This is a genomic window from Maribacter ulvicola (assembly GCF_900155985.1).
GTDB lineage: Bacteria > Bacteroidota > Bacteroidia > Flavobacteriales > Flavobacteriaceae > Maribacter > Maribacter ulvicola.
Genome location: NZ_FTMA01000008.1, coordinates 127,693 through 148,280, shown reverse-complemented (window position 1 = coordinate 148,280; position 20,588 = coordinate 127,693). Strand labels below are relative to the sequence as shown.

General features: G+C 35.0%; 25 protein-coding genes. 14 read left to right on the top strand and 11 right to left on the bottom strand.

Annotated elements, in window-relative coordinates; genetic code table 11:
- The first annotated feature begins 61 nt into the window (after window positions 1–61).
- The 3 genes from BW936_RS16870 (at window position 62) to BW936_RS16860 (ending at window position 2,980) form a co-directional block, all read left to right on the top strand.
- Complete coding sequence (locus tag BW936_RS16870) at window positions 62–478, top strand: nuclear transport factor 2 family protein (protein ID WP_076550511.1); 417 nt, start codon at window positions 62–64, stop codon at window positions 476–478.
- Window positions 479–603: 125 nt separating this feature from the next.
- A complete protein-coding gene (locus BW936_RS16865) occupies window positions 604–1,017 on the top strand; it encodes a RidA family protein (protein WP_143744210.1) in 414 nt (137 codons plus the stop codon).
- A 466-nt stretch (window positions 1,018–1,483) separates the two neighbouring features.
- Window positions 1,484–2,980: a M28 family peptidase gene (locus tag BW936_RS16860; RefSeq protein WP_076550590.1), complete on the top strand. Its 1,497-nt coding sequence runs from the start codon at window positions 1,484–1,486 to the stop codon at window positions 2,978–2,980.
- Between the two features lie 213 nt (window positions 2,981–3,193).
- On the opposite strand, the gene BW936_RS16855 is transcribed toward BW936_RS16860, so the two are convergent.
- The gene (locus BW936_RS16855; protein ID WP_076550502.1) at window positions 3,194–4,177 is read right to left on the bottom strand and encodes an SDR family oxidoreductase; all 984 of its coding nucleotides are present in this window, start codon (window positions 4,175–4,177) and stop codon (window positions 3,194–3,196) included.
- A 126-nt stretch (window positions 4,178–4,303) separates the two neighbouring features.
- Window positions 4,304–4,693 (bottom strand): glyoxalase superfamily protein, encoded by a 390-nt coding sequence (locus BW936_RS16850; RefSeq protein WP_076550497.1) that lies wholly within the window; start codon window positions 4,691–4,693, stop codon window positions 4,304–4,306.
- A 126-nt stretch (window positions 4,694–4,819) separates the two neighbouring features.
- On the opposite strand from BW936_RS16850, the gene BW936_RS16845 reads away from it, so the two are divergent.
- Both BW936_RS16845 and BW936_RS16840 read left to right on the top strand, forming a co-directional pair.
- Window positions 4,820–6,847 (top strand): S9 family peptidase, encoded by a 2,028-nt coding sequence (locus BW936_RS16845; protein ID WP_076550495.1) that lies wholly within the window; start codon window positions 4,820–4,822, stop codon window positions 6,845–6,847.
- 1 nt (window position 6,848) lies between these two features.
- Window positions 6,849–7,685, top strand: a complete 837-nt coding sequence (locus tag BW936_RS16840; RefSeq protein WP_076550588.1) for an endonuclease/exonuclease/phosphatase family protein — start codon at window positions 6,849–6,851, stop codon at window positions 7,683–7,685.
- 84 nt (window positions 7,686–7,769) lie between these two features.
- On the opposite strand, the gene BW936_RS16835 is transcribed toward BW936_RS16840, so the two are convergent.
- Window positions 7,770–8,603 (bottom strand): alpha/beta fold hydrolase, encoded by an 834-nt coding sequence (locus BW936_RS16835; protein ID WP_076550493.1) that lies wholly within the window; start codon window positions 8,601–8,603, stop codon window positions 7,770–7,772.
- Between the two features lie 127 nt (window positions 8,604–8,730).
- Here BW936_RS16835 and BW936_RS16830 point away from each other — a divergent pair, with 127 nt between their 5' ends.
- From BW936_RS16830 to BW936_RS16815, 5 genes are all read left to right on the top strand, one after another.
- Window positions 8,731–9,339 (top strand): FMN-binding negative transcriptional regulator, encoded by a 609-nt coding sequence (locus BW936_RS16830; protein ID WP_076550491.1) that lies wholly within the window; start codon window positions 8,731–8,733, stop codon window positions 9,337–9,339.
- A 102-nt stretch (window positions 9,340–9,441) separates the two neighbouring features.
- On the top strand, window positions 9,442–9,936 hold the full coding sequence (locus BW936_RS16825; RefSeq protein WP_076550489.1) for a CIA30 family protein: 495 nt from the start codon (window positions 9,442–9,444) through the stop codon (window positions 9,934–9,936).
- Between the two features lie 525 nt (window positions 9,937–10,461).
- Window positions 10,462–10,689 carry a DUF2141 domain-containing protein gene (locus BW936_RS16820; protein ID WP_076550488.1) on the top strand — a complete coding sequence of 76 codons (228 nt, stop codon included), beginning with the start codon at window positions 10,462–10,464 and terminating at the stop codon, window positions 10,687–10,689.
- Window positions 10,679–10,804, top strand: coding sequence for a DUF2141 domain-containing protein (locus BW936_RS20070; RefSeq protein ID WP_143744207.1), 126 nt, complete (start codon window positions 10,679–10,681; stop codon window positions 10,802–10,804). Before BW936_RS16820 ends, BW936_RS20070 begins: the two co-directional genes overlap by 11 nt.
- A 114-nt stretch (window positions 10,805–10,918) precedes the next feature.
- On the top strand, window positions 10,919–11,854 hold the full coding sequence (locus BW936_RS16815; RefSeq protein WP_076550487.1) for a LysR substrate-binding domain-containing protein: 936 nt from the start codon (window positions 10,919–10,921) through the stop codon (window positions 11,852–11,854).
- On the opposite strand, the gene BW936_RS16810 is transcribed toward BW936_RS16815, so the two are convergent.
- A complete protein-coding gene (locus BW936_RS16810) occupies window positions 11,843–12,232 on the bottom strand; it encodes a hypothetical protein (RefSeq protein ID WP_076550486.1) in 390 nt (129 codons plus the stop codon). The two genes, BW936_RS16815 and BW936_RS16810, sit on opposite strands and share 12 nt — an antisense overlap.
- Before the next feature lie 100 nt (window positions 12,233–12,332).
- Entirely contained in the window at window positions 12,333–12,530 is a 198-nt protein-coding gene (locus BW936_RS16805; protein WP_076550485.1) for a hypothetical protein, read from the bottom strand.
- 144 nt (window positions 12,531–12,674) lie between these two features.
- On the opposite strand from BW936_RS16805, the gene BW936_RS16800 reads away from it, so the two are divergent.
- Window positions 12,675–13,943, top strand: coding sequence for a D-alanyl-D-alanine carboxypeptidase/D-alanyl-D-alanine-endopeptidase (locus tag BW936_RS16800; RefSeq protein WP_076550482.1), 1,269 nt, complete (start codon window positions 12,675–12,677; stop codon window positions 13,941–13,943).
- A gap of 3 nt (window positions 13,944–13,946) precedes the next feature.
- Here BW936_RS16800 and BW936_RS16795 read toward each other — a convergent pair whose 3' ends face one another.
- The gene (locus tag BW936_RS16795) at window positions 13,947–14,444 is read right to left on the bottom strand and encodes a peptide-methionine (S)-S-oxide reductase (protein WP_076550586.1); all 498 of its coding nucleotides are present in this window, start codon (window positions 14,442–14,444) and stop codon (window positions 13,947–13,949) included.
- Window positions 14,445–14,468: 24 nt separating this feature from the next.
- The gene (gene nudK, locus BW936_RS16790; protein WP_244156254.1) at window positions 14,469–15,050 is read right to left on the bottom strand and encodes a GDP-mannose pyrophosphatase NudK; all 582 of its coding nucleotides are present in this window, start codon (window positions 15,048–15,050) and stop codon (window positions 14,469–14,471) included.
- Window positions 15,051–15,254: 204 nt separating this feature from the next.
- On the opposite strand from nudK, the gene BW936_RS16785 reads away from it, so the two are divergent.
- A complete protein-coding gene (locus BW936_RS16785) occupies window positions 15,255–16,799 on the top strand; it encodes a M81 family metallopeptidase (protein ID WP_208611137.1) in 1,545 nt (514 codons plus the stop codon).
- Here BW936_RS16785 and BW936_RS16780 read toward each other — a convergent pair whose 3' ends face one another.
- The 4 genes from BW936_RS16780 to BW936_RS16765 form a co-directional block, all read right to left on the bottom strand.
- Entirely contained in the window at window positions 16,800–17,453 is a 654-nt protein-coding gene (locus BW936_RS16780) for a DUF2461 domain-containing protein (RefSeq protein ID WP_076550479.1), read from the bottom strand.
- Window positions 17,454–17,553: 100 nt separating this feature from the next.
- A complete protein-coding gene (locus BW936_RS16775) occupies window positions 17,554–18,351 on the bottom strand; it encodes a TIGR00266 family protein (protein ID WP_076550478.1) in 798 nt (265 codons plus the stop codon).
- Window positions 18,352–18,418: 67 nt separating this feature from the next.
- A complete protein-coding gene (locus tag BW936_RS16770) occupies window positions 18,419–18,928 on the bottom strand; it encodes a hypothetical protein (RefSeq protein WP_143744206.1) in 510 nt (169 codons plus the stop codon).
- Between the two features lie 5 nt (window positions 18,929–18,933).
- Window positions 18,934–19,395: a DUF4442 domain-containing protein gene (locus BW936_RS16765; RefSeq protein ID WP_076550472.1), complete on the bottom strand. Its 462-nt coding sequence runs from the start codon at window positions 19,393–19,395 to the stop codon at window positions 18,934–18,936.
- Window positions 19,396–19,588: 193 nt separating this feature from the next.
- Here BW936_RS16765 and BW936_RS16760 point away from each other — a divergent pair, with 193 nt between their 5' ends.
- A complete protein-coding gene (locus BW936_RS16760) occupies window positions 19,589–20,071 on the top strand; it encodes a DUF4870 domain-containing protein (protein ID WP_076550470.1) in 483 nt (160 codons plus the stop codon).
- Between the two features lie 181 nt (window positions 20,072–20,252).
- Window positions 20,253–20,588, top strand: coding sequence for a PadR family transcriptional regulator (locus BW936_RS16755; protein WP_076550581.1), 336 nt, complete (start codon window positions 20,253–20,255; stop codon window positions 20,586–20,588).

The window sequence follows — 20,588 nt, the reverse complement described above, 5'->3', positions numbered from 1 at the left end:
TATTTGAAATCAACCAGTTTAACCTACTGCTATTTTTTAACCTATTTAATCATAATATGAAATGAAAAACAAAGTATTTAATCTTAATGTAAATATTATAGAAAAACTCTATAATGGTTTTTCTACAGGAGATATCCCCTCTATTTTAAGTACAATGGATGAAAAAATTATATGGCATGAAGCTGAGGGGAATGCCTTGGCAAGTGGTAACCCTTACATTGGTCCAGATGCAATTTTAAATGGTGTTTTCGCAAAATTGGCAGAAGAACATGAATATTTTAATTTAAAAAATATAAAACTTCATGTAATGTACGATGACAAAGTACTTGCCACATTGAGGTATGATGCTAAACGAAAAGACAATGGTGCTTTGATAGACGCACAAGTAGCACATTTTTGGACGTTAAAAGATGGTAAAATAATAGCTTTTCAACAATTTGTAGACACCAAGCAACTGGCAGACGCTGCAAATAAATAATTTTTTAAATCACAAAAGACATGAGTTATTCAAACCTAATGAAACAAGCCAAACTGCCTCTTTTTGTAATTCTTACGTTTCTTTCTTGTCATCAACAACCTAAAGAACAAGAAATAGTAGAAGATATGGAAATTGAAGAAATTAAACCTGTAACTCCTGAATATTATCAATTACGCCCTGAAGTTGAAAACATATATGGATATACACATGCTGTCAAAATCGGTAACATTATAAAAATTTCTGGTGCCGTTAGTATGGATGCTGATGGTAACCCTACCGGAGTTGGCAATTTTGAACAACAGATGGTTAACTGTTATGCTGATTTAGACCAAATTCTAAAGCACTTTGGTTGTTCTTTTGATGATGTTGTGGTTGAAAATATTTTTACAACAGACATGCCTAAGTTTATAGAAACCGCAGCTTATAGAAATGAAATTTACACCAAACATTTTCCTACAGGATCATGGCTAGGTGTCAAAGAATTGGCAATGCCAGAGTTTCTTATTGAAATAGAATTAGAAGTTCATAAACAAGAATAAAAAGCCTTTAGAATTCATTGTTATCTTAATTGATAATTCTAAAAAACTATAAATATATAAATAACTGTTAGCGACCTAACAGTTATTTATGTACTTTAAGGATGTAAAATCCCCTTTTATTTTTCTGATTTACAATATGTTGCTAATCTCCTTTAAAATATGTAGCCCGTATTTGTTTTGCATTTGGTTAAAAAAATAAACACATGTAAAAAATTAAGATCAGTTGTTTTATTTCAAATTAATTAGCAATTAATGCATGAAACCAACCAAAAAAAGGGAAAAACAAGTTATTGAAGTTTATAACAATTAGATCCTTACGTTTTTGGCTATTAGTCTTATGTAACTGCTATTAACAGCGGTTTATCATGGAATACTTAGAATCATATTACTATAAGCATGCACTACTAAAAACATTGATATGAACTATTTAAAATTAACATGAGTACTTACTATTAAAATGAAAACTATGAAACCTTTTCTACTGCTTATAACTTTATGCTGGAACACTTTCGTTATTGCTCAGACAGATTCTGAAAAAGCTGAGATGACCGTTGATAAAAATGAAATTGAAGGACATATCTATTTTTTGGCCGATGATGCCTTAAAAGGTCGTGCTACGGGATCTCCAGAATTAAAAATTGCCGCATCCTATCTTGCTAATACCTTACGCAGCTATGGCATAAAACCGCATCCTGCCACTAATTCTTACTATCAGAAATTTAATTTAATACAAACCACCGCACCTAAAATGCTTAAGGTTTCTATAAATGGAGAAAACTATCCACATACCCTTGCTGTGGAAGCAAAAGCGGTTGAACTTTCCGGAGAAGCCCTTTATCTTAATTTTGGCAATGTAGAAGATTACAAAGGAAAAGATGTCAATGGAAAACTGATTATAGTAAAAGGAGGCACTGCAGAAGCGTCAGATGCTAGAGCAATTTATAATGCTCATAAAGAAAAACAACTATTAGCAATTAAAAACGGTGCTATAGGGTTAATAGAGATGACTTTATTTGAAGAAGATTGGTGGGCTAGGGTTTCTCATTTCATGGAAGAAAGTGTTAAGGTACCAGATACTAAAGATGAACAAAATCCAAAACCAGATTTTATGCATCTTTGGGTAAATTCCGCAACAAATAAAGTTAATGCGTTCAATGATCCAAAGCTATCATATACCATAGAAACTGATGGAATAAAAGAAAAAAACCTAGTAACGCAAAATGTAGTCGGTGTTCTAGAAGGTACCGATCAAAAGTTAAAAGAAGAGTATATTATGTATTCTGCGCATTATGACCATGTAGGTATTGGTAAACCTGACGCTGTAGGTGATAGTATTTATAATGGTGCACGAGACAATGCCATAGGCACTACAGCTGTTTTAAGTATGGCTGAGAATATTGGAAGGTTTCCTACAAAACGGTCAGCACTATTCATTTTTTTTACGGGTGAGGAAAAAGGTTTATTAGGTAGTCAATATTATGTGGAACATCCTGTATTTCCACTCAAGCAAATTGTATTTGGTTTCAATACCGATGGTGGCGGGTATAACAATACCAAATTGGCAACTGTAATAGGATTAAATAGAACAACTGCACAAAAACATATTGTAGCTGGTGCTGCTACTTTTGGACTAGAAGCTATTGATGATCCTGCTCCTGAACAAGGCCTATTTGATCGTAGCGACAATGTAAGCTTTGCAAGCAAGGGTGTTCCTGCGCCTACTTATTCTACTGGTTTTGATGCTTTTAATGATGAAATAAACAAATATTACCACCAACCCGGTGATGAGGCAGATAGTTTGGATTATGAATACCTATTGAAATTTTACCAAGGCTATGTCCTCTCTGGTAGACTAATAGCCAATGACCCCAAAACACCGTTTTGGGTGAAAGGTGATACCTATGAAGCTGCAGCAAACGTTCTGTATGAAATAGTTCCTGAAGCATCACCTATTAAAAACTAGCCTTTAGTTTATAAACAAAAAACCACCCCTAGCCCCTATTGGGAGGGGAATAGCTCCTGCTGACATTTTAAAATATTCACAGAATGGACATTGTAACCCTAGATTTAAAGGCACTTCTAGTTCGAAATCAAAAACGCAAACCTCCCCTCCTTGGAGGGGATTAAGGGGTGGGGAAGACGGAATGTGAATTACTCTAAAAACTTAACCCCAATGCTACAACCCTTTATAAACCTTTAAAACATTCTCAATCTTAGCCTCGGTTTCTTCATCTATATTTTGATGTTCAGGGTTATCTTTTAACCACTTCACGGTTCTTTTTATACCTTCCGAGAACGGAATAGTGGCTTTGAAACCTGGTACAAAGGTTTTTATCTTGGTGTTATCAAATAATACACTTTCAGCTTTATCCGCTAATAAAGTACCGGTAAACGACGGCTCTATCTTACATATAAAGTCCGATGCAATATGTACTACTTTTGCTTCCTTCCCTAGCGCATCCGCTAGGATTTTATAGATCATATTCCAGGTCAATACCTCATCTGATGTAATATGAAAAGCATGGCCAATAGCGGTTTGTAATCCTAAAAGACCCACAAACCCTTTTGCAAAATCATCGGAATGTGTCACGGTCCAAAGCGATGTTCCATCACCATGTATTATAATTTCTTTTCCATCCAATATTCGCTTTGCGGTATTATATTTATTAAATCCTCCAATAGCTATTGGTAATACGGTATCATAAGTTAACGACGGGCGAACAATAGTAATTGGGAACCCCTCTTCACGATATGCTTTTTGTAACCGGTCTTCACACTGTATTTTACCTTGAGAGTAATCCCACAGGTTATTATGCAACGGCGTAGATTCCGTAATCACCGGATAACTCAATGGGGTCTGGTAACAAGATGCAGAACTGATGAAAATATATTGCTTGGTCTTACCTTTGAACAGATCAATATCTCGTTCTATATCATTGGGAGTAAAAGCTATCCAGTTTACCACAACATCCCAATCATGTTTTTTCAGCTCTGTAAGTTCTTCCGGTTTGTTGATATCTCCAATGATACTGTGAGCGCCATCAATCTCCACTTTTGCTTTTCCCCTATTCAGTAAATACAGATCCATTCCTTTAGCCACGGCCAACCTACTACTTGGTGTACTTATATTTCCTGTTCCTCCAATAAATAATACTTTCATTTCTATATTTTAATTTACTCGATAATAGAGCTATAATGTTATGACAATTGCGTCGAAATCTAAATAAAATTTTCTATTCCATATTTTGCAAACCTGACCTTAGGTAGTTTACTAAAATTAATAAATCTAAGCACCAGAAACATCCCTGTAAAATGTCAATCCGTTTTTAAAAGGATCATAAAATGCAAATTCCCGGGTACCCCAAGCTGTTTCTCGTAGTAGCGTATGGGCATGAAAAACCTCTACCTTAGAAAATTCATCATATAAGGCTTCAATATTCTGTGAGACCATACGTAACATGGGTCTATCTATATCTGCATCCCACATTTTTTTATCGTGCCACTGTAAATGAATTTCCACATCATCCCTTAAAATACCTGCATATTTAGGATTTTTAGCATCATCTGCAAAGGCAATTCTAAACCCTAATCGGTTTACATAAAAATCCAAGGCCTCTATAACGTCCCAAACAGGAAGCACAGGATGAATTTGATGTAAATAACCTTTTTCTTCCATGCTGTGAAAATACAAAAGGATTAAAAAACGGAATGTTAATACTTCCTCAATTCTCCATTCAAGAAGTTCATTTTTTTAAGTAATTCGCTATCTTCATTGCATCATTTTCAAACCAAATGCAACACTATGAAAATTATTACCACAACACTATTTCTCTTATTGTTTACGGTATCTGTAAATGCACAGGTTTCTTCAAATCTTGAGCTGACGGATATTTTTAATATGGAGTATGTCTCTGACCCACAAATTTCTCCTGATGGAAGCAAAATTATCTACGTTCGTAATTTTAAGGATATCATGACCGATAGAAATTTATCTAATCTTTGGATGGTAAATTATGATGGTTCACAAAACAGACCTTTAACTACTGGCAACCAGAACGACTACTATCCTCGTTGGTCTCATGACGGTAAGAAAATCATTTTTAAATCTAACCAAACGGATGATAAAATGAAATTATACCTCATGTGGATGGATACCAAGGAAATTGCTCCATTGACCAATACACCAAAAACTCCCGGTGCAGTAAGTTGGTCTCATGACGATCGTTACTTGGCTTTTACCATGTTTGTGCCCGAAGCAGAAGAATCTATTGTGAAACTGCCCACAAAGCCAGAAGGCGCAAAATGGAATACACCGCCAACCTATATTGACAAACTAAATTACAGGGGTGACGGACAAGGATATATTAAAGGCGGACATGACCAAATTTTCACATTATCAATTGATGGTGGCACACCTAAACAATTAACAACAACAAAGTTTGACCATGGTGCTCCTGTTTGGGCAAAAAATGATAAAACGTTATATTTCTCCGCAAATTTTAATCCTGATGAGGCTTTTGAACCTGCAAACAGCGAAGTGTATGCCTTGGATATTGCAACTACTAAGGTTTCTGCTTTAACTTCTAGATATGGTCCTGATAGTTCACCAAAGGTATCTCCTGATGGTAAGATGATTGCATACACTGGTAACGATGATAAATTACAGGGCTATCAGATCACCAATCTTTATGTAATGAATACCGATGGAAGCAATTCTAAATTACTTTCGGAAAGTTTTGATAGGGATATTGCCAATGCACAATGGGCAAATGACGGCAAGGGCCTTTATTTTCAGTATGATACGGAAGGTGCTACAAAAATAGGTCATATTACCTTAGATGGTAAGGTAACTACCCTTGTTGAAGGTCTTGGAGGCTTATCCTTGGGAAGACCGTATAACGCCGGTGATTTCACGGTTTCCAGCAATTCAAAATTTGCCTATACTTTAGGAAATACCGAACACCCGTCTGATCTAGGTGTTGCGGATAGAAAAAGTTCCAAAAGATTGACGTTTGTAAATGATGATCTTTTCTCTTTTAGGGATTTAGGGAAGACCGAAGAGATTTGGTGGGAGTCTTCCTATGATCAACAAAAAATACAAGGTTGGGTGGTGACACCGCCAAACTTTGACCCGAATAAAAAATATCCGTTTATTCTTGAAATTCATGGCGGACCGTTTACAAGCTACGGTTCTGTATACAGCGCCGAAATTCAAGCATATGCAGCGGCAGGTTATGTGGTACTTTACAGTAATCCACGTGGTAGTACTAGTTACGGGGCGGAATTTGGGAATTTAATTCACCATGATTACCCTAATCACGATTATGAAGATCTTATGAGCGGTGTTGATGCCGTTATTGAAAAAGGGTATGTAGATACCGATAATTTGTATGTTACCGGTGGTAGTGGTGGCGGAGTATTAACAGCGTGGATCGTTGGCAAAACTGACCGTTTTAAAGCTGCCGTTGTTGCCAAGCCGGTTATTAATTGGACAAGCTTTGTACTTTATGCCGATGGTGCCGCTTTCTTCTCTAAATATTGGTTTGGCAAGAAACCCTGGGAAGATCAAGAAAACTATTTTAGACGTTCTCCGTTAATGTATGTTGCCAATGTGGCCACACCAACAATGCTGCTTACAGGTGAAGAAGATTATAGAACCCCCATTGCGGAATCTGAGCAATTCTATACCGCTTTAAAATTGGAAGGTGTAGAAACAGCTATGGTACGTATACCCGGTGCAGGACATGGTATTGCCAACAGACCTAGTAATTTAGTAGCTAAAATTGCCAGTGTTCTAGCCTGGTTTGAAAAATATAAAAATGCCGAATAATATGAAAAAAATCCTATTTATACTGATTTTATCTACCGCTATGTCCCACCTGTATGGGCAAGAAATAAAAGTTATTAGCTATAATATAAAGTATGATAATGCAAATGATACCATAAACAATTGGAACGATCGTAAAGCTGCCATGGTTGATCTTTTAGCATATTATAACCCTGGAATAATTGGCATGCAAGAGGTGCTACACCATCAGCTAACGTATTTAGACGAACAACTTTCTGACTATAGATATATTGGTGTAGGGCGTGATGATGGGAAAGAAAAAGGTGAGTACTCCCCTATTTTGTATAATGCTAAAAAGTATACTCTTTTACAGAGTGAAACTTTTTGGCTTTCAGAAACGCCTAATAAAATATCCGTTGGGTGGGATGCTGCAATGGAACGTATTTGTACTTACGGGTTGTTTAAAGACGTAGCAACTAAAAAACAATTTTTGGTTTTCAACACACATTTTGATCATATTGGAACTGTAGCCCGTGAAAAGTCTGCCGAGTTGATCGTTTCTAAAATCAAGGAAATAAATACGCATGATCTTCCGGTAGTATTCATGGGAGACTTGAATCTAAACCCTACAGAAAAGCCTATTCAATTTTTACAAAAAGCTTTGTCTGATGGACAAGCAATTACTCAGAAAACCTTTTATGGTCCTACAGGAACGTTTAGTGGTTTTGACCATTCGCGCATATTAACCAATCGTATTGATTACATATTTGTTGAAAACTTTAGAGTTATAGAGTACTTACATATTGATGATAGAATGGAAAACAACAAACATATTTCTGACCACTTACCAGTTTTGGCAACGTTGGCAGTAGAAAAATAGAAGCTTGCCATCTCAATTAGAACTCATAAAAAAATCCCGGTTGTTTACACAATCGGGATTTTTTATTTTAAACGTTAACTTGTATTATTTCTTTAAAAAAGAAATTAATAGTTCATTCAACTCGTCTGGGTGTGTAACATTGAGTCCGTGTGGTGCTCCCTTAATTATTTTAAAGATATTATCTTCAATACCTTCTGCTGCTTGTTTAGCAGAAGTTTCAATAGGTACAGTAGCATCTGCATCGCCATGAACAATTAACGTAGGTACGGTCACATTTTTAAGCTCTGGTCTAAAATCTGTATGCATCCATGCTAAAGCAGTTTGTATTGTTGCCCTTGGCGATGCAAATGAAGCAATGGTAAAATCATAATCTAACTGGGCTTGACTTATTCTTTCCCCTTCATTTTCCTTAAAATTGTAAAAGCCTTTGCTAAACTCTTTCAAAAAGCCCGCTCTATCTTTTTGTAATGCGCCAATAATACCATCTAAAGCATCCTCTGGAACTCCCGCAGGGTTATCCGGCTTTTGCTTTACTAAAGGAATTATAGAACTGATCAATGCCACTTTCGCAATCCTAGTGGAACCATAATCCGTTAAATAACGAACTACTTCTCCTCCTCCCATAGAAAAACCTACTATTACGGCATTTTTTAAATCTAATTCTTCAATTAGCGTATTTAGATCGCTAGCTAGGGCTGAATAATCATAACTGTCCCATGGAGAAGAAGATGTTCCAAAACCTCTACGGTCATATGATATACAACGGTAGCCTTCTTCTACTATTTTCCAAACTTGTTGTTCCCAAGACTTTCTACTTAAGGGCCAGCCGTGAATTAATATTACCGGTTGTCCGCTTCCGTAATCTTCATAGAAAATATCTACTTGTTCTTTTGCTTTAGAATTTGTTATAAAGGGCATATTCTTGTTTTAAATTTATATACAAGATAATAAGAACCCTATAATTTAGGTAGTACATAACATTAAATTATTGGTTCTAAAAACAATTACTATAATACCTTTACAACAACCCATTAAATTACAGACTATGTTTATACCTGAACACTATAAAAACAATGATATTGAAGAAATTCACGACTTTTTAAAAAACAATAGTTTTGGCATTCTAATCAATGCCATTGATGGCAAACCCTGGGGTACTCATATTCCTTTAGAATTGAGTAAGAACACGGCAAATAAAAATGTCCTTATCGGTCATATTGCAAAGGCGAATTTGCAAAGTAAAAATCTTATAGATGGCGATGAAGTTCTTTGCATTTTCAATGGTCCGCATAGTTATATTTCTTCTTCTTGGTATGAACAAGAAGAAGTACCTACCTGGAACTATATTGCTGTTCATGTGTATGGCACGGTAAAAATTCAGACTTCAGATGAATTATTGAGATCATTACATGCACTTGTAAATAAATATGAGCAACAATCTGAACATCCTATTTCATTAGATAAGATGTCTAAAAAGACAATGAGGCAGGTAACCGGTATCATAGGTTTTGAAATTGAAATCAATGATATACAAGCTGTAAATAAACTATCTCAAGGGAGAAGTCATGACCATCCAAAAATTATAGCTGAGTTAGAAAAACAAGGTGCTTATGAAAAAGCGGTAGCAGCCGAGATGAAAAAACATTTACCCTAACAACCTTGCAAACAAGCTAAAATAATTGTGTTTAACGTATATAAGCTATTCTCTTCCCCTTTAATTTTACAACTGTTAAAGTCTATATAAAAACTCATGACAATGAATGACTCAAAATCCATATTTGAATTCAACAACAAGTCTAACCCAAAACAATGGCAGGTAGTCAATGATGATGTTATGGGCGGTTTATCTATGGGACTCATTCAAATTAATCCTGATGGAAATGGTGTTTTTAGCGGACATATTTCCTTAAAAAATAATGGTGGTTTTTGTTTAATAAGGCATGATTTAGAACGGATGCCAGTAGGATCTTTTTCTAAATTTGTTATTAAAATAAAAGGGGACGGAAAAAAATATGCTTTCCGTTGTAAGTCTGGTGAACACCAAAGACACACCTATAGCTATGATTTTAAATCCTCTAAAAAATGGGAAACTATAGAAATTCCTTTTAAGGAAATGGAAGCCGTTTTTAGGGGCGATGAATTAAAACTACCTAATTACCACGGTGATTACTTGGCTCAAATAGCCATTATTATTAAAAATGGTGTAGAAGAAGATTTTACCCTAGAAATTGAAAGTATCAAGATAAAATAGATCAAACTTCTCATCTCAACAATAAATTGTAAGACCTAGTAATATTATTTGTTGTTTATGTCTACCCATTTTTATTTGACTTTTAACTTTCTATCATCTAATCAGGTGACCTTTTGTTTTTTTACCAAATTTCCTATTGCTGTTTAGGATAGGTACATGAAATCTATTATCTAAATGATTATAATTGCGTCAGTAACGGTATACCTCCTTTTGTTAAATGTTAGTAAAAAAGGTTTCTCTATTTAGGTATCTTATTTTAGACCTTTTTGCTTATGACTTCTGTTATATTTTTGGACCAATTAAAATTAAGCGCAATCATTTTATTACCAAAAGAAATAATTACAGTAGACCGTGTCCAAAATAATATACTATAACAAACTATCATTCCCCTTTTACAACTCAGTAACTAATAGCTATAGTTAAGTTGATCACTTATTAAAAAAGCGTATTCAAAAAGGGATCCTTGTAATATCAATTTATCTTAAAACCTTATAAAATGAAAAAGTCATTTTTACTGAATTTGCAATGACCATAAACGCACAAAAGAAAGATGGCATTATCTTAAAGGCAGTTTTCAAAAACCTAGTAAATAGTGAAGGACACCTATTAAGTTCTTTGCATAATAAAAACACCTTTATGAAAGCAGAAGGACTCCAATCTAGCAATAATAAAACTGAAGTAGTAGAGTTGATCTTAACTTTTGAAAACCTACAATCAGGTGAATTTGCATTTTCAAAACTTCATGATCAATGACAATCAACGTATGGATTTTGAAATTAACGGTATGTCAAAAGAAGATTACGTCATGAGCGGTAAGTCTATGCCTATAGATGCACCTACATTTAAAGACGTTAAGTACTCTATTTAGCAAGAAGATATGAAATCAACCCTTAGATTTTAATGGTAAATTAACTTCTGAATACCCCATCTGGATAGGTTATAATAATGGTTTTTAGTAATTTTATAATCTTATACATTATACATGACCATTACCCAATTACAATACGTACTTGCCGTTGCTGAATATAAGAATTTTACACTCGCTGCCGAGAAAAGTTTTGTAACACAGCCTACGCTAAGCATGCAGGTTCAAAAACTTGAAGACGAATTAGACATACTATTGTTTGACCGTAGTAAAAAACCAATCACCATTACCGAAGTAGGTGAAAAAATTGTTGCTCAAGCAAAAAATATTGTAAACGAGGCGGCACGTATTAAAGATATTGTAGAACAGGAAAAAGGATATATTGGAGGAGATTATATTTTAGGTATCATCCCTACTATAATGCCTACTTTATTACCCATGTTCCTCAAAAATTTTATCCAAAAATATCCGAAGGTAAACCTCATAATAAAAGAGCAGAATACAGAAAGTTTAATTCAAAATATTGAAGATGGTCACATTGATGCGGCTATAGCAGCAACTCCGTTAGAAGTTGATTTTATTACAGAAAGGCCATTATATTACGAACCTTTTGTTGGCTATGTACCTAAAGCACACCGTTTAGGAAACAGCACGCAGCTTATCCCAGATGATTTAGACATTGAAGATATTCTATTACTACAAGATGGACACTGCTTTAGAGAAGGGGTTTTAAACCTTTGTAAGGCACCAAAAATTGGCAGTAATCATTTCAGCTTGCAAAGTGGAAGTTTTGAGACCCTGATAAACCTTTCTAACGAAGGGTTAGGCATGACACTACTTCCCTATTTAAATACCTTGGAACTTGACGATGTTAAAAAGAAAAATTTGAAATACTTTAAGGATCCATCACCGGCACGTGAAGTAAGTCTCATCTACCACAAAAAAGAACTTAAAGTTCAGATTACCGAAGCTCTAAGAGATGTAATTACCGGTATTGTTCGCGGAGCTATCGCATTTCAAGACGTAAAAATAATTAGTCCGTTAAACAAGTAACGTTCTACTCTTTTTTAAGTCTATACAAACACTTGGGTAAGAGGGCGATAGTGTTAGTCTGCGTTTACTTGTATTGAAATCCGCGTTATATCCTAAGGTATCTCTTTCGCCTTGGGTCATAAAATATAAATACAACTCTTCTTCTGTAATTTCGTATACCCCTGAATCTAGTAGGTTTTCATCAAAATCTGTTCTTTTATAACCACCAAATTCATCGAAGAAGTAACGATACCCTTCCTTCACATCTATCCAATCCGTAACACCACCGGGACTCACATATGATTCTGTCAACAACCACTCACCTACTAAACTAGAGTTATCTATTGGAGTGTCATCATTAGTATCATCTCTTTCACAAGCAAGAATTAAAATGCACAAATGAATATAGTAAGCTTAAAATTCATGGTTCTTTTATTCTAAGATATCAAAATAGTTAAAGGGTTGCCTAAAAAAAAGAGCCACTTTACGTGGCTCTTCATTATGATTTTAAATAAACTAAACTTTGATGTAACTCTGGCTTATCTGTAATATAACTTTCTAACCAGACTTTTAACTCTTCCACCTCTTCGGGTAGTAACGTCATTAAGGCTTTCTTTAACTCTTTACAAAATAGCAAGGTATCAAAACTAACCTTTTTAAGTACTGTTTTACTATACTCTAGCATAGACTTAGACATGTTGTTGTTAAATTAATAGGTTTGTTGTTGCATAAAGATAAACAGAAATGCATATGTAATATTGCATACAAAAAGTTAAAGTAATAACCTACATGTTAAATTTTTATCGCATTCATAACTAACCAAATTCGTAACTTCGAATTCATGAAAAATTTTCTTCTTTTAGGGGTGGTTTTGGTTCTATTATCAGCTTGTAGTTCTAAGAAATCCATGATATCAAATTCTTTTAACGAACAGCTTTCATCTAACTTGTATAAAAACCAATTTACGGGTGTTTTAATATTGGATGCCATAACCAAGGATACTATATACGATCATAATAGCCATAAATATTTTATACCTGCCAGCAACACCAAAATTTTTACACTTTTTGCATCGCTCAAAATTTTACCTAAGCAAATACCTGCCTTAAAATATGTTGAAAGTAATGATTCATTATATTTTGAAGGAACTGGAGATCCTTCATTTTTACATCCTTACCTAAAAGATTCAACAGCGTTCAAATTTCTACAGAAACATAATAATGTAGTATACTCATCTGGCAATTTTGAAGATAAAAAATACGGTCCGGGTTGGGCTTGGGACGATTATCAATGGTATTACTCTCCCGAAAAAAACAATTTACCTATTAATGGAAACGTAGTAATGGTAACTCCAAGTAATAAAATAAAAGTTACTCCTGCATATTTTAAAGATAGTGTACTAGAACTAGCAACCAAGAACAACCGAAATGAATTTTCTAATACGTTTTTTTATGGTACGCAGTCTAATGACACTGTTGAAATCCCATTCATAACCAGTAACCATACCACTACAGCAATTTTAGCAAACCTATTGAGCAAAAATGTAAGCCTAACAAATAAAATGCCACTAGGCAAGAAGCAAACCTTATATGGCATGGCTTCAGATTCGCTCTTTAAGCGGATGATGCACGAGAGCGATAATTTTATAGCAGAACAATTATTATTGGTTGCCGGTTCTGTGTTAAAAGATACTCTGAATAGTAAAATTATTAGAACATATATTCTAGAAAAAGAACTGAACAGTTTAAAACAAGAACCTAGATGGGTAGATGGATCTGGACTCTCACGCTACAATTTATTTACCCCCCAAAACATGATCGCTGTATTAGATAAGCTATATAGCCTAATTCCTAAAGAACGACTGTTTACTATCTTCCCTGCTGGCGGAGTCTCAGGAACTTTAAAAAATAGATATGTTGGAGACAAGCAACCTTACATCTATGCAAAATCGGGCAGTTTAAGTAATAATTATTGTCTTAGCGGTTATCTTTTGACCAAATCTGGCAAAACATTAATTTTTAGCTTTATGAATAACCACTATAGGACCTCTACCTTAGAAGTAAGGACCAGAATGGAACAAATGCTTCAAAAGCTAAGAGATACTTATTAGTCATTACACTATTGTTGACAGGTGTTTAGCATATTTCTCTTTTAGCATCTTAATTTTGGGAGAAATATGGGTTTTACAAAAGGGCTTCTCCGTATCGTTAAAATAATAATTTTGAAATCGTTCTTCAGATGGCTTAAATACCCCAAATGGCAGTATTTTGGTAACTAACGGCGACTTAAAGTCTTGCTGTATCTCTTTCATAATATGCTGTAAAACAACTTTATTTGCTTGTTCAAAATAATAGATTGCAGATCGGTATTTAGCTCGCATAGAATGATTTTTGGTACTTCTATGGGTATCTAAATGAATAGCAACTAAATCTTTCAACGTTATAACATTAGGATTAAAATGAACAATTACAGCTTCAGAAAAATCTATCAGGTTTTTAGTTGGGGCAATAAAACCTTGTTCTACTTTTTTGACACCGTTAAGTGACATAAAAACAGCTTCGGTACACCAATGACAGCCACCACCAAACCCCACTTTATAGACGTTTTCCATATTCTTATAGTCGGAAATCAGCATTTAAACTAACGCATTCATTTTTGCGCGTTGTAGCAATATAATTGTTTTGGCATCTTTAATCTCTCCACTGGCTACCATCTTCATAGCTTCGTTAAAATCTAGCTCCAACACCTCTATGTTTTCGGTTTCATTTTCGGCACCACCACCATCGCTTACCTTCATACTTTCATCATATTCACCCACAAAAAGATACAATATTTCAGTTACCGAACCTGGGGACATATAGGTTTTGAACACCTTTTGTACTTTACTAATTTTATAGCCTGTTTCCTCCTCTGTTTCCTTACGTACGCAATCAGCAGGGTTATCGCCATCTAGGAGTCCGGCACAGACCTCTATCATCATTCCGCCTTCATTCCCATTAACATACGTTGGCATTCTAAATTGCCTTGTAAGAACAACAGTACCCTTTTTAGAATTATAAAGTAAAATTGCAGCGCCATTACCTCTATCATATGCTTCACGCTCTTGTTTTTCCCATGTACCATCTGTTCGTTGATACTTAAAAGTATATTTATTGAGTGTATACCAATTATCTGACAACACTTTTTTTTCTACCTCTTTTATGCTTCCATTTTTCAATTCGATTAAATTTAATATTTGATTATAAAGATAAACTAGCGTCATGTAATTTGTAAACAAATTAGTGCAGTATTCTATACGTTTACTTTAATGGCTTTAAAAATGTCATCTAGCAAAAACACTTGCACATTTAAACTCTTTTTATCTATCTTTTCAGTACTAACATAAACTCCAAGTACTTTGAGACAATTTTTCGCTTACGCCATTTTACTTTTAATTTGTGCAACTTCCTGTAAAGATGATCAGGCTTCTAAAATAAACAAACAATTACCAAGAATTGGCATTGCAGGTTTAGGTATTGAAAGTAGCACCTTCTCTCCTGCCCTTTCTACAGAAGAAGCATTTCATGCAAAAGTGGGTGATTCTGTTTTTTCTAGATATCCATTTTTACAACCAGACTCTTTAAATAGAAAAAGAGCTGAATGGGTACCTACGCTTGTTGGAAAATCATTACCTGGCGGTACAGTAACCCGTGAAGCTTATGAGTCTTTGGTGACTAAAAGTTTAAAATTATTAGAGGAAAACAAGCCGTATGACGGACTCTTCTTTGATATTCATGGCGCAATGAGCGTTGTTGGTTTAGATGATCCAGAAGGTGATTTCATTGCTCGTATTCGTAAAGTACTTGGTAATGACATTTTGATTTCTACTTCAATGGATTTACACGGAAATGTGTCTGAACGTTTAGCAAAACATACCGATTTAATTACTTGTTATAGAATGGCACCGCATGAAGATGCCATTGAATCTAAAAAGAGAGCCGTCACCAATTTAATTGATCGATTAGAAAACGGTAAAGGGAAACCTGCTTTTAAAGCGTGGGTTCCTGTACCAATTCTATTACCCGGAGAAAAAACGAGTACACGTATAGAACCTGGTAAAAGCCTTTATGCTAAAGTACCTACAGTTGCCGATCAAGACGGTGTTATTGATGCCGCTATTTGGATCGGCTATGCTTGGGCAGATGAACCACGTAACCATGCAGTTGTTATGGTAACCGGTGATGATAAGGAAAAAGTAGCTGAAGGTGCCGAGAAATTAGCACAAAGTTTTTGGGATGTACGTAATGAGTTTGAATTTGTTGCACCTACCACGACTTTGGACGAAAGCTTAAAACTGGCATTAGCTAGCAACAAAAAGCCCTATATGATCAGTGACATGGGAGATAACCCCACTGCTGGTGGAGCCGGTGATGTTACATGGACCTTAAAACAGTTATTAGCGAGACCTGAGTTTGCATCTAAAAACGGAAAGTCTTTAATCTATGCTTCTATTCCCGGACCTGAATTTGTGACAAAGGCAAAGGAAATTGGTGTTGGCGGTAAAATTAAAGCCAAGGCAGGAGCTGCAGTAGATGATAGATTTTCTGGACCTTTATTGTTGGAAGGAACTATTACTGCCATTAAAGAAGGTGATGTAAACGCAGAAATAGAAGTGGTTGTAAAAGTTGGAAATATTGATGTCATCGTAACTAAAAAGAGGAAGCCTTATCATCATCTTAGTGATTTCACCAATCTAGGCTTAGATCCCAAAAACGCTGATATCGTAGTTGTAAAAATTGGCTACCTAGTACCCGAGTTGTACGATATGCGCGGCGATTGGACCATGGCGCTTACTCCTGGTGGAGTGGACCAAGATTTAAATAGATTAGGATACAAAAGAATTAAAAGACCTATGTTTCCATTAGATAGTTTAATGACACAGCCAGATTTAACACCAAGGTGGATTCCGGCTTCAGATGTAAACTAATTAAACGGTAATCGCTTTATTCAAATAACGCCTAAACGGAAGCATTTCTTGATAGGCGTTTATTAACTCTTCATCAAAATTAGACTTGTTGGTTTCCTTAGTATCAAATTCTTGGAATACGGCAAAGGTTTTATTTTTGAGTAATGCTATATGTTGATGATCTTTAGCAAAGCCTTTAGGTGCATTCGTTAATTTGACATCTTCATAAAGATTTCCGAAACGACTTTTGAACGTTTTTTTATTTAAGATTTTCTCTAATTCCTCTCCGTCATAATCAATGGCATCGCGAATGCTGCGTAAAACTTTTGACTCCGGTCTCCATAATCCGCCTGCGAAAACACAACGGTCAATTCCCAGTTCAAAATAGAAGTCTGCCGTTTTTGGCTTCTTGTCAAATCCCGCTCCAAAATGGTCTTTATACACCGGTTTATTGGGATGAAACATTAGATTATTATTAATACGATTTATGCCCTTTTTACCGGGCGTATCATAGTATTCATCATCAATAACAGATAGTCTTCTATTCATACTATTGAGCCAATCAATATACTCATCACGAACTTGGTGGTACCATTTACGATTGGCATCCATCCATTCTTTAGTATTATTTTTTTGTAATTCTTTGAGAAATTCTATTTGATTTTTGAAACTCATTTTTTTCAAGTTCAAACTCAAGTTTCAAGTTCAAATACAAAATGATTTATGCTTTTTTTGAATTTGAGCTTGACCCTTGAACTTGAGTTATATTTTATTTTTAAAACCGATTATCTCCTCCAACAATATCGCCTAAAGTACCAAGAATACTACCTTCTCCTTTATCTTTTCCTCCTCTAGGTATAGATGCTAATACTCTACCTGCCAAACGACTGAATGGTAAGGATTGAATGTAAACGGTGCCTGGTCCGCGTAAGGTTGCGAAGAATAAACCTTCTCCGCCAAAAACGGTATTTCTAATTCCGCCAACAAATTCAATATCATAGTCTACTTCTTTGGTAAACCCTACAATACAGCCGGTATCTACTTTTATAACCTCTCCGGGAGCCAATGTCTTTTTAGCCAATGTACCACCGGCATGAACAAATGCCATTCCGTCTCCTTCTAATTTTTGCATGATAAAACCCTCACCACCAAAGAGTCCGCGACCTAATTTCTTTGAAAATTCTATACCTACAGAAACTCCCTTCGCCGCACATAAAAAGGCATCTTTCTGACAAATGAAACGACCGCCCATTTCAGAAAGGTCAATAGGCAAAATTTTTCCAGGATACGGAGAAGCAAAACTTACTTGCTTTTTACCCTGACCTATATTTAAAAATGCCGTCATGAACAAACTTTCACCCGTTAACATTCTTTTACCGGCAGAGAAAATTTTCCCTAAAACGCTATTGTCCTGGTTGCTACCGTCACCAAAAATGGTATTCATTTTAATACCGGTATCCATCATCATAAAGCTTCCTGCTTCGGCTACAACTGCCTCTTGCGGGTCTAGCTCTATTTCAACGTATTGCATTTCTTCCCCAAAAATCTCGTAATCTATTTCGTGCGCGTTCATTTGTATATTGTTTTTGATTGATGCTTATAAGTTGATGAAAAGAACCTTTTGTTACAGCTAAGCCTTATTATTTTGAAAGAGATTTTAATAATTGTTCTGGCTTTTGTGAGCCAATAAGGTATTTCTTACCATTATTTAATATTATGGAGACTCCTTCTTTACCCTTTACATTATAGACCGTACCGTACTTTTTAGTTTTTCTGATACCATAACCTACAAAATCATAATTGGTTATTTGATAATTCGATATATCATTTAAACCAATCACTTTTTTAAAAAATAGTAGATGACGAATCTTAATTTCATTGTTTAAGACGACAACTTTAAGTTTAGATAATGCCAAAAATAAAATTGTAAGGATATAGATTAGTATGAATATGAATTGAAAAATTGATACTCTACCTGATATCCAAGATATACTGACATTACCTGAACCCTCGGGAGAGTATCCACCAAATACATATAGAACACTACTTATTATATTAAAAACTGCTAAAACTATTGGTGCAAGAATAATCAACCACAACCACCACTGTGTAAATTTTTGAGTTTCCTTAAACTGTACCCTTTCTCTCATTGTAACTATTTTTTCTGCTTCAACCTCACAGTCCACTCAAAATTAAAGGTACTTACCACTACGCCAGCTTCATTTATACCAACCGATTTCATCCAAATGGTTTGTCCCTCTCCGGTTTGTATAGTTTTATCTAAAGCTTCCTTTATTAAATGACCATCTTCGCAAGTAAAGGTTATTTTTCCGGTTGCTTTCTTTGAAAAATTAGCATTGTTATTAGCTACCAACATGGAAATTTTCTTACCGGTAGCTTCAATTTGGTCTATCATTAAAGCGCCTGTTGTCAATTCTGCCGCCATACCTTGCACAGCCCAAAACATGGAATTAAATGGGTTCTGATTAACCCACCTGTGCCTTACCGTAACAACAGACCTCTTTTTATCAATTTCTCTTAAACGTACCCCGCACCACCATGCAGCTGGTAGCTTAAAAAACGAGAACATATTGAATTTACTAGCTGTTACCGCCATACTATCTATTGTTTTGTTAAAAATAATCAATATTTATACCATTCTAAAATGTTAAAAATATGTTAAATATTAGTACTATGTGTTACATAGTACCTGTTTTTAGCCATATATTTGCATAAGAAGTTAATAGGTAATCAAAGTAATTGGCTTTTACACAGTATTGAAATCAATCATCATCATCAACGAATACATCATGACAGAATCAGTAACAAAACACGAAAGAAACCTCTCTGCACTTATACATGCAAGTACGTTTTCTAAGTTCTTTATGCCCTTCGGCAACTTTATCATTCCCTTAGTTCTATGGACTGCCAATAAGAAAGAATATGAATTTGTAGACCACAATGGCAAACAAGCATTGAACTTTCAAATTAGCATACTACTCTACTCTATCCTTGTAGGTATGGTAAGCATTCCATTTTTCCTAGGCGGGTTTTTACCTAATATATTTGACTTTAATAATTTCGGATTAGTCAACGTACATAGTTTCAACAGCATCAATTTTAATTTTAATATCGATGATTTTTTTGGTCCGTGGATGGTTCCTGTGGCACTTTTGGGCCTTGCACAATCAGCCTTATTTATCATCAATATCGTCTATACCATTTTAGCAACTATAAAGACAAATGAAGGGGAAGTATTTGAGTATCCCTTGACTATAAAGTTTATTAAATAACATTATCAGTTATATATATTGGGTATTCATCACACCCTAAGCGTTTATTAATCAATCAAAAAAAAATCAATCAGGATGTTTATTCATCAAACAAAAAACGAACAGTTAACCTATGCAGACAACAGAGACAATGGAGCAATCCCCTCCAAAAGAGGGGCTGCATAAAAAGCAAAAAGAGATTATGAATGTAGAAAATACAAAAGCACAAATGCGTAAAGGGGTTTTGGAGTATTGCATCCTGTCCATTTTAAATGGTCATGATAAATATGCTTCTGAAATCTTAGGGACGCTTAAAGATGCGAAAATGCTTGTAGTGGAAGGTACTATTTATCCGCTATTGACCAGGTTAAAGAATGCAGGACTTCTGAACTACCGTTGGGAAGAATCTACTTCTGGACCACCAAGAAAATATTACACGTTAACCGAGACAGGTAAAATATTCCTTAAAGAATTAGATACCACTTGGGATGAATTAAGAAAAGCCACCAACCTGGTAACCAACTCAAAAAACAGCTAA

What these genes read in the sequence shown, in the direction of transcription:
- BW936_RS16870 (WP_076550511.1), top strand. Translation starts at nt 62, where the DNA reads ATGAAAAACAAAGTATTTAATCTTAATGTAAATATTATAGAAAAACTC.
- BW936_RS16865 (WP_143744210.1), top strand. Translation starts at nt 604, where the DNA reads ATGGAAATTGAAGAAATTAAACCTGTAACTCCTGAATATTATCAATTA.
- BW936_RS16860 (WP_076550590.1), top strand. Translation starts at nt 1,484, where the DNA reads ATGAAACCTTTTCTACTGCTTATAACTTTATGCTGGAACACTTTCGTT.
- BW936_RS16855 (WP_076550502.1), bottom strand. Translation starts at nt 4,177, where the DNA reads ATGAAAGTATTATTTATTGGAGGAACAGGAAATATAAGTACACCAAGT.
- BW936_RS16850 (WP_076550497.1), bottom strand. Translation starts at nt 4,693, where the DNA reads ATGGAAGAAAAAGGTTATTTACATCAAATTCATCCTGTGCTTCCTGTT.
- BW936_RS16845 (WP_076550495.1), top strand. Translation starts at nt 4,820, where the DNA reads ATGAAAATTATTACCACAACACTATTTCTCTTATTGTTTACGGTATCT.
- BW936_RS16840 (WP_076550588.1), top strand. Translation starts at nt 6,849, where the DNA reads ATGAAAAAAATCCTATTTATACTGATTTTATCTACCGCTATGTCCCAC.
- BW936_RS16835 (WP_076550493.1), bottom strand. Translation starts at nt 8,603, where the DNA reads ATGCCCTTTATAACAAATTCTAAAGCAAAAGAACAAGTAGATATTTTC.
- BW936_RS16830 (WP_076550491.1), top strand. Translation starts at nt 8,731, where the DNA reads ATGTTTATACCTGAACACTATAAAAACAATGATATTGAAGAAATTCAC.
- BW936_RS16825 (WP_076550489.1), top strand. Translation starts at nt 9,442, where the DNA reads ATGAATGACTCAAAATCCATATTTGAATTCAACAACAAGTCTAACCCA.
- BW936_RS16820 (WP_076550488.1), top strand. Translation starts at nt 10,462, where the DNA reads ATGACCATAAACGCACAAAAGAAAGATGGCATTATCTTAAAGGCAGTT.
- BW936_RS20070 (WP_143744207.1), top strand. Translation starts at nt 10,679, where the DNA reads ATGATCAATGACAATCAACGTATGGATTTTGAAATTAACGGTATGTCA.
- BW936_RS16815 (WP_076550487.1), top strand. Translation starts at nt 10,919, where the DNA reads ATGACCATTACCCAATTACAATACGTACTTGCCGTTGCTGAATATAAG.
- BW936_RS16805 (WP_076550485.1), bottom strand. Translation starts at nt 12,530, where the DNA reads ATGTCTAAGTCTATGCTAGAGTATAGTAAAACAGTACTTAAAAAGGTT.
- BW936_RS16800 (WP_076550482.1), top strand. Translation starts at nt 12,675, where the DNA reads ATGAAAAATTTTCTTCTTTTAGGGGTGGTTTTGGTTCTATTATCAGCT.
- BW936_RS16795 (WP_076550586.1), bottom strand. Translation starts at nt 14,444, where the DNA reads ATGGAAAACGTCTATAAAGTGGGGTTTGGTGGTGGCTGTCATTGGTGT.
- BW936_RS16780 (WP_076550479.1), bottom strand. Translation starts at nt 17,453, where the DNA reads ATGAGTTTCAAAAATCAAATAGAATTTCTCAAAGAATTACAAAAAAAT.
- BW936_RS16775 (WP_076550478.1), bottom strand. Translation starts at nt 18,351, where the DNA reads ATGAACGCGCACGAAATAGATTACGAGATTTTTGGGGAAGAAATGCAA.
- BW936_RS16770 (WP_143744206.1), bottom strand. Translation starts at nt 18,928, where the DNA reads ATGAGAGAAAGGGTACAGTTTAAGGAAACTCAAAAATTTACACAGTGG.
- BW936_RS16765 (WP_076550472.1), bottom strand. Translation starts at nt 19,395, where the DNA reads ATGGCGGTAACAGCTAGTAAATTCAATATGTTCTCGTTTTTTAAGCTA.
- BW936_RS16760 (WP_076550470.1), top strand. Translation starts at nt 19,589, where the DNA reads ATGACAGAATCAGTAACAAAACACGAAAGAAACCTCTCTGCACTTATA.
- BW936_RS16755 (WP_076550581.1), top strand. Translation starts at nt 20,253, where the DNA reads ATGAATGTAGAAAATACAAAAGCACAAATGCGTAAAGGGGTTTTGGAG.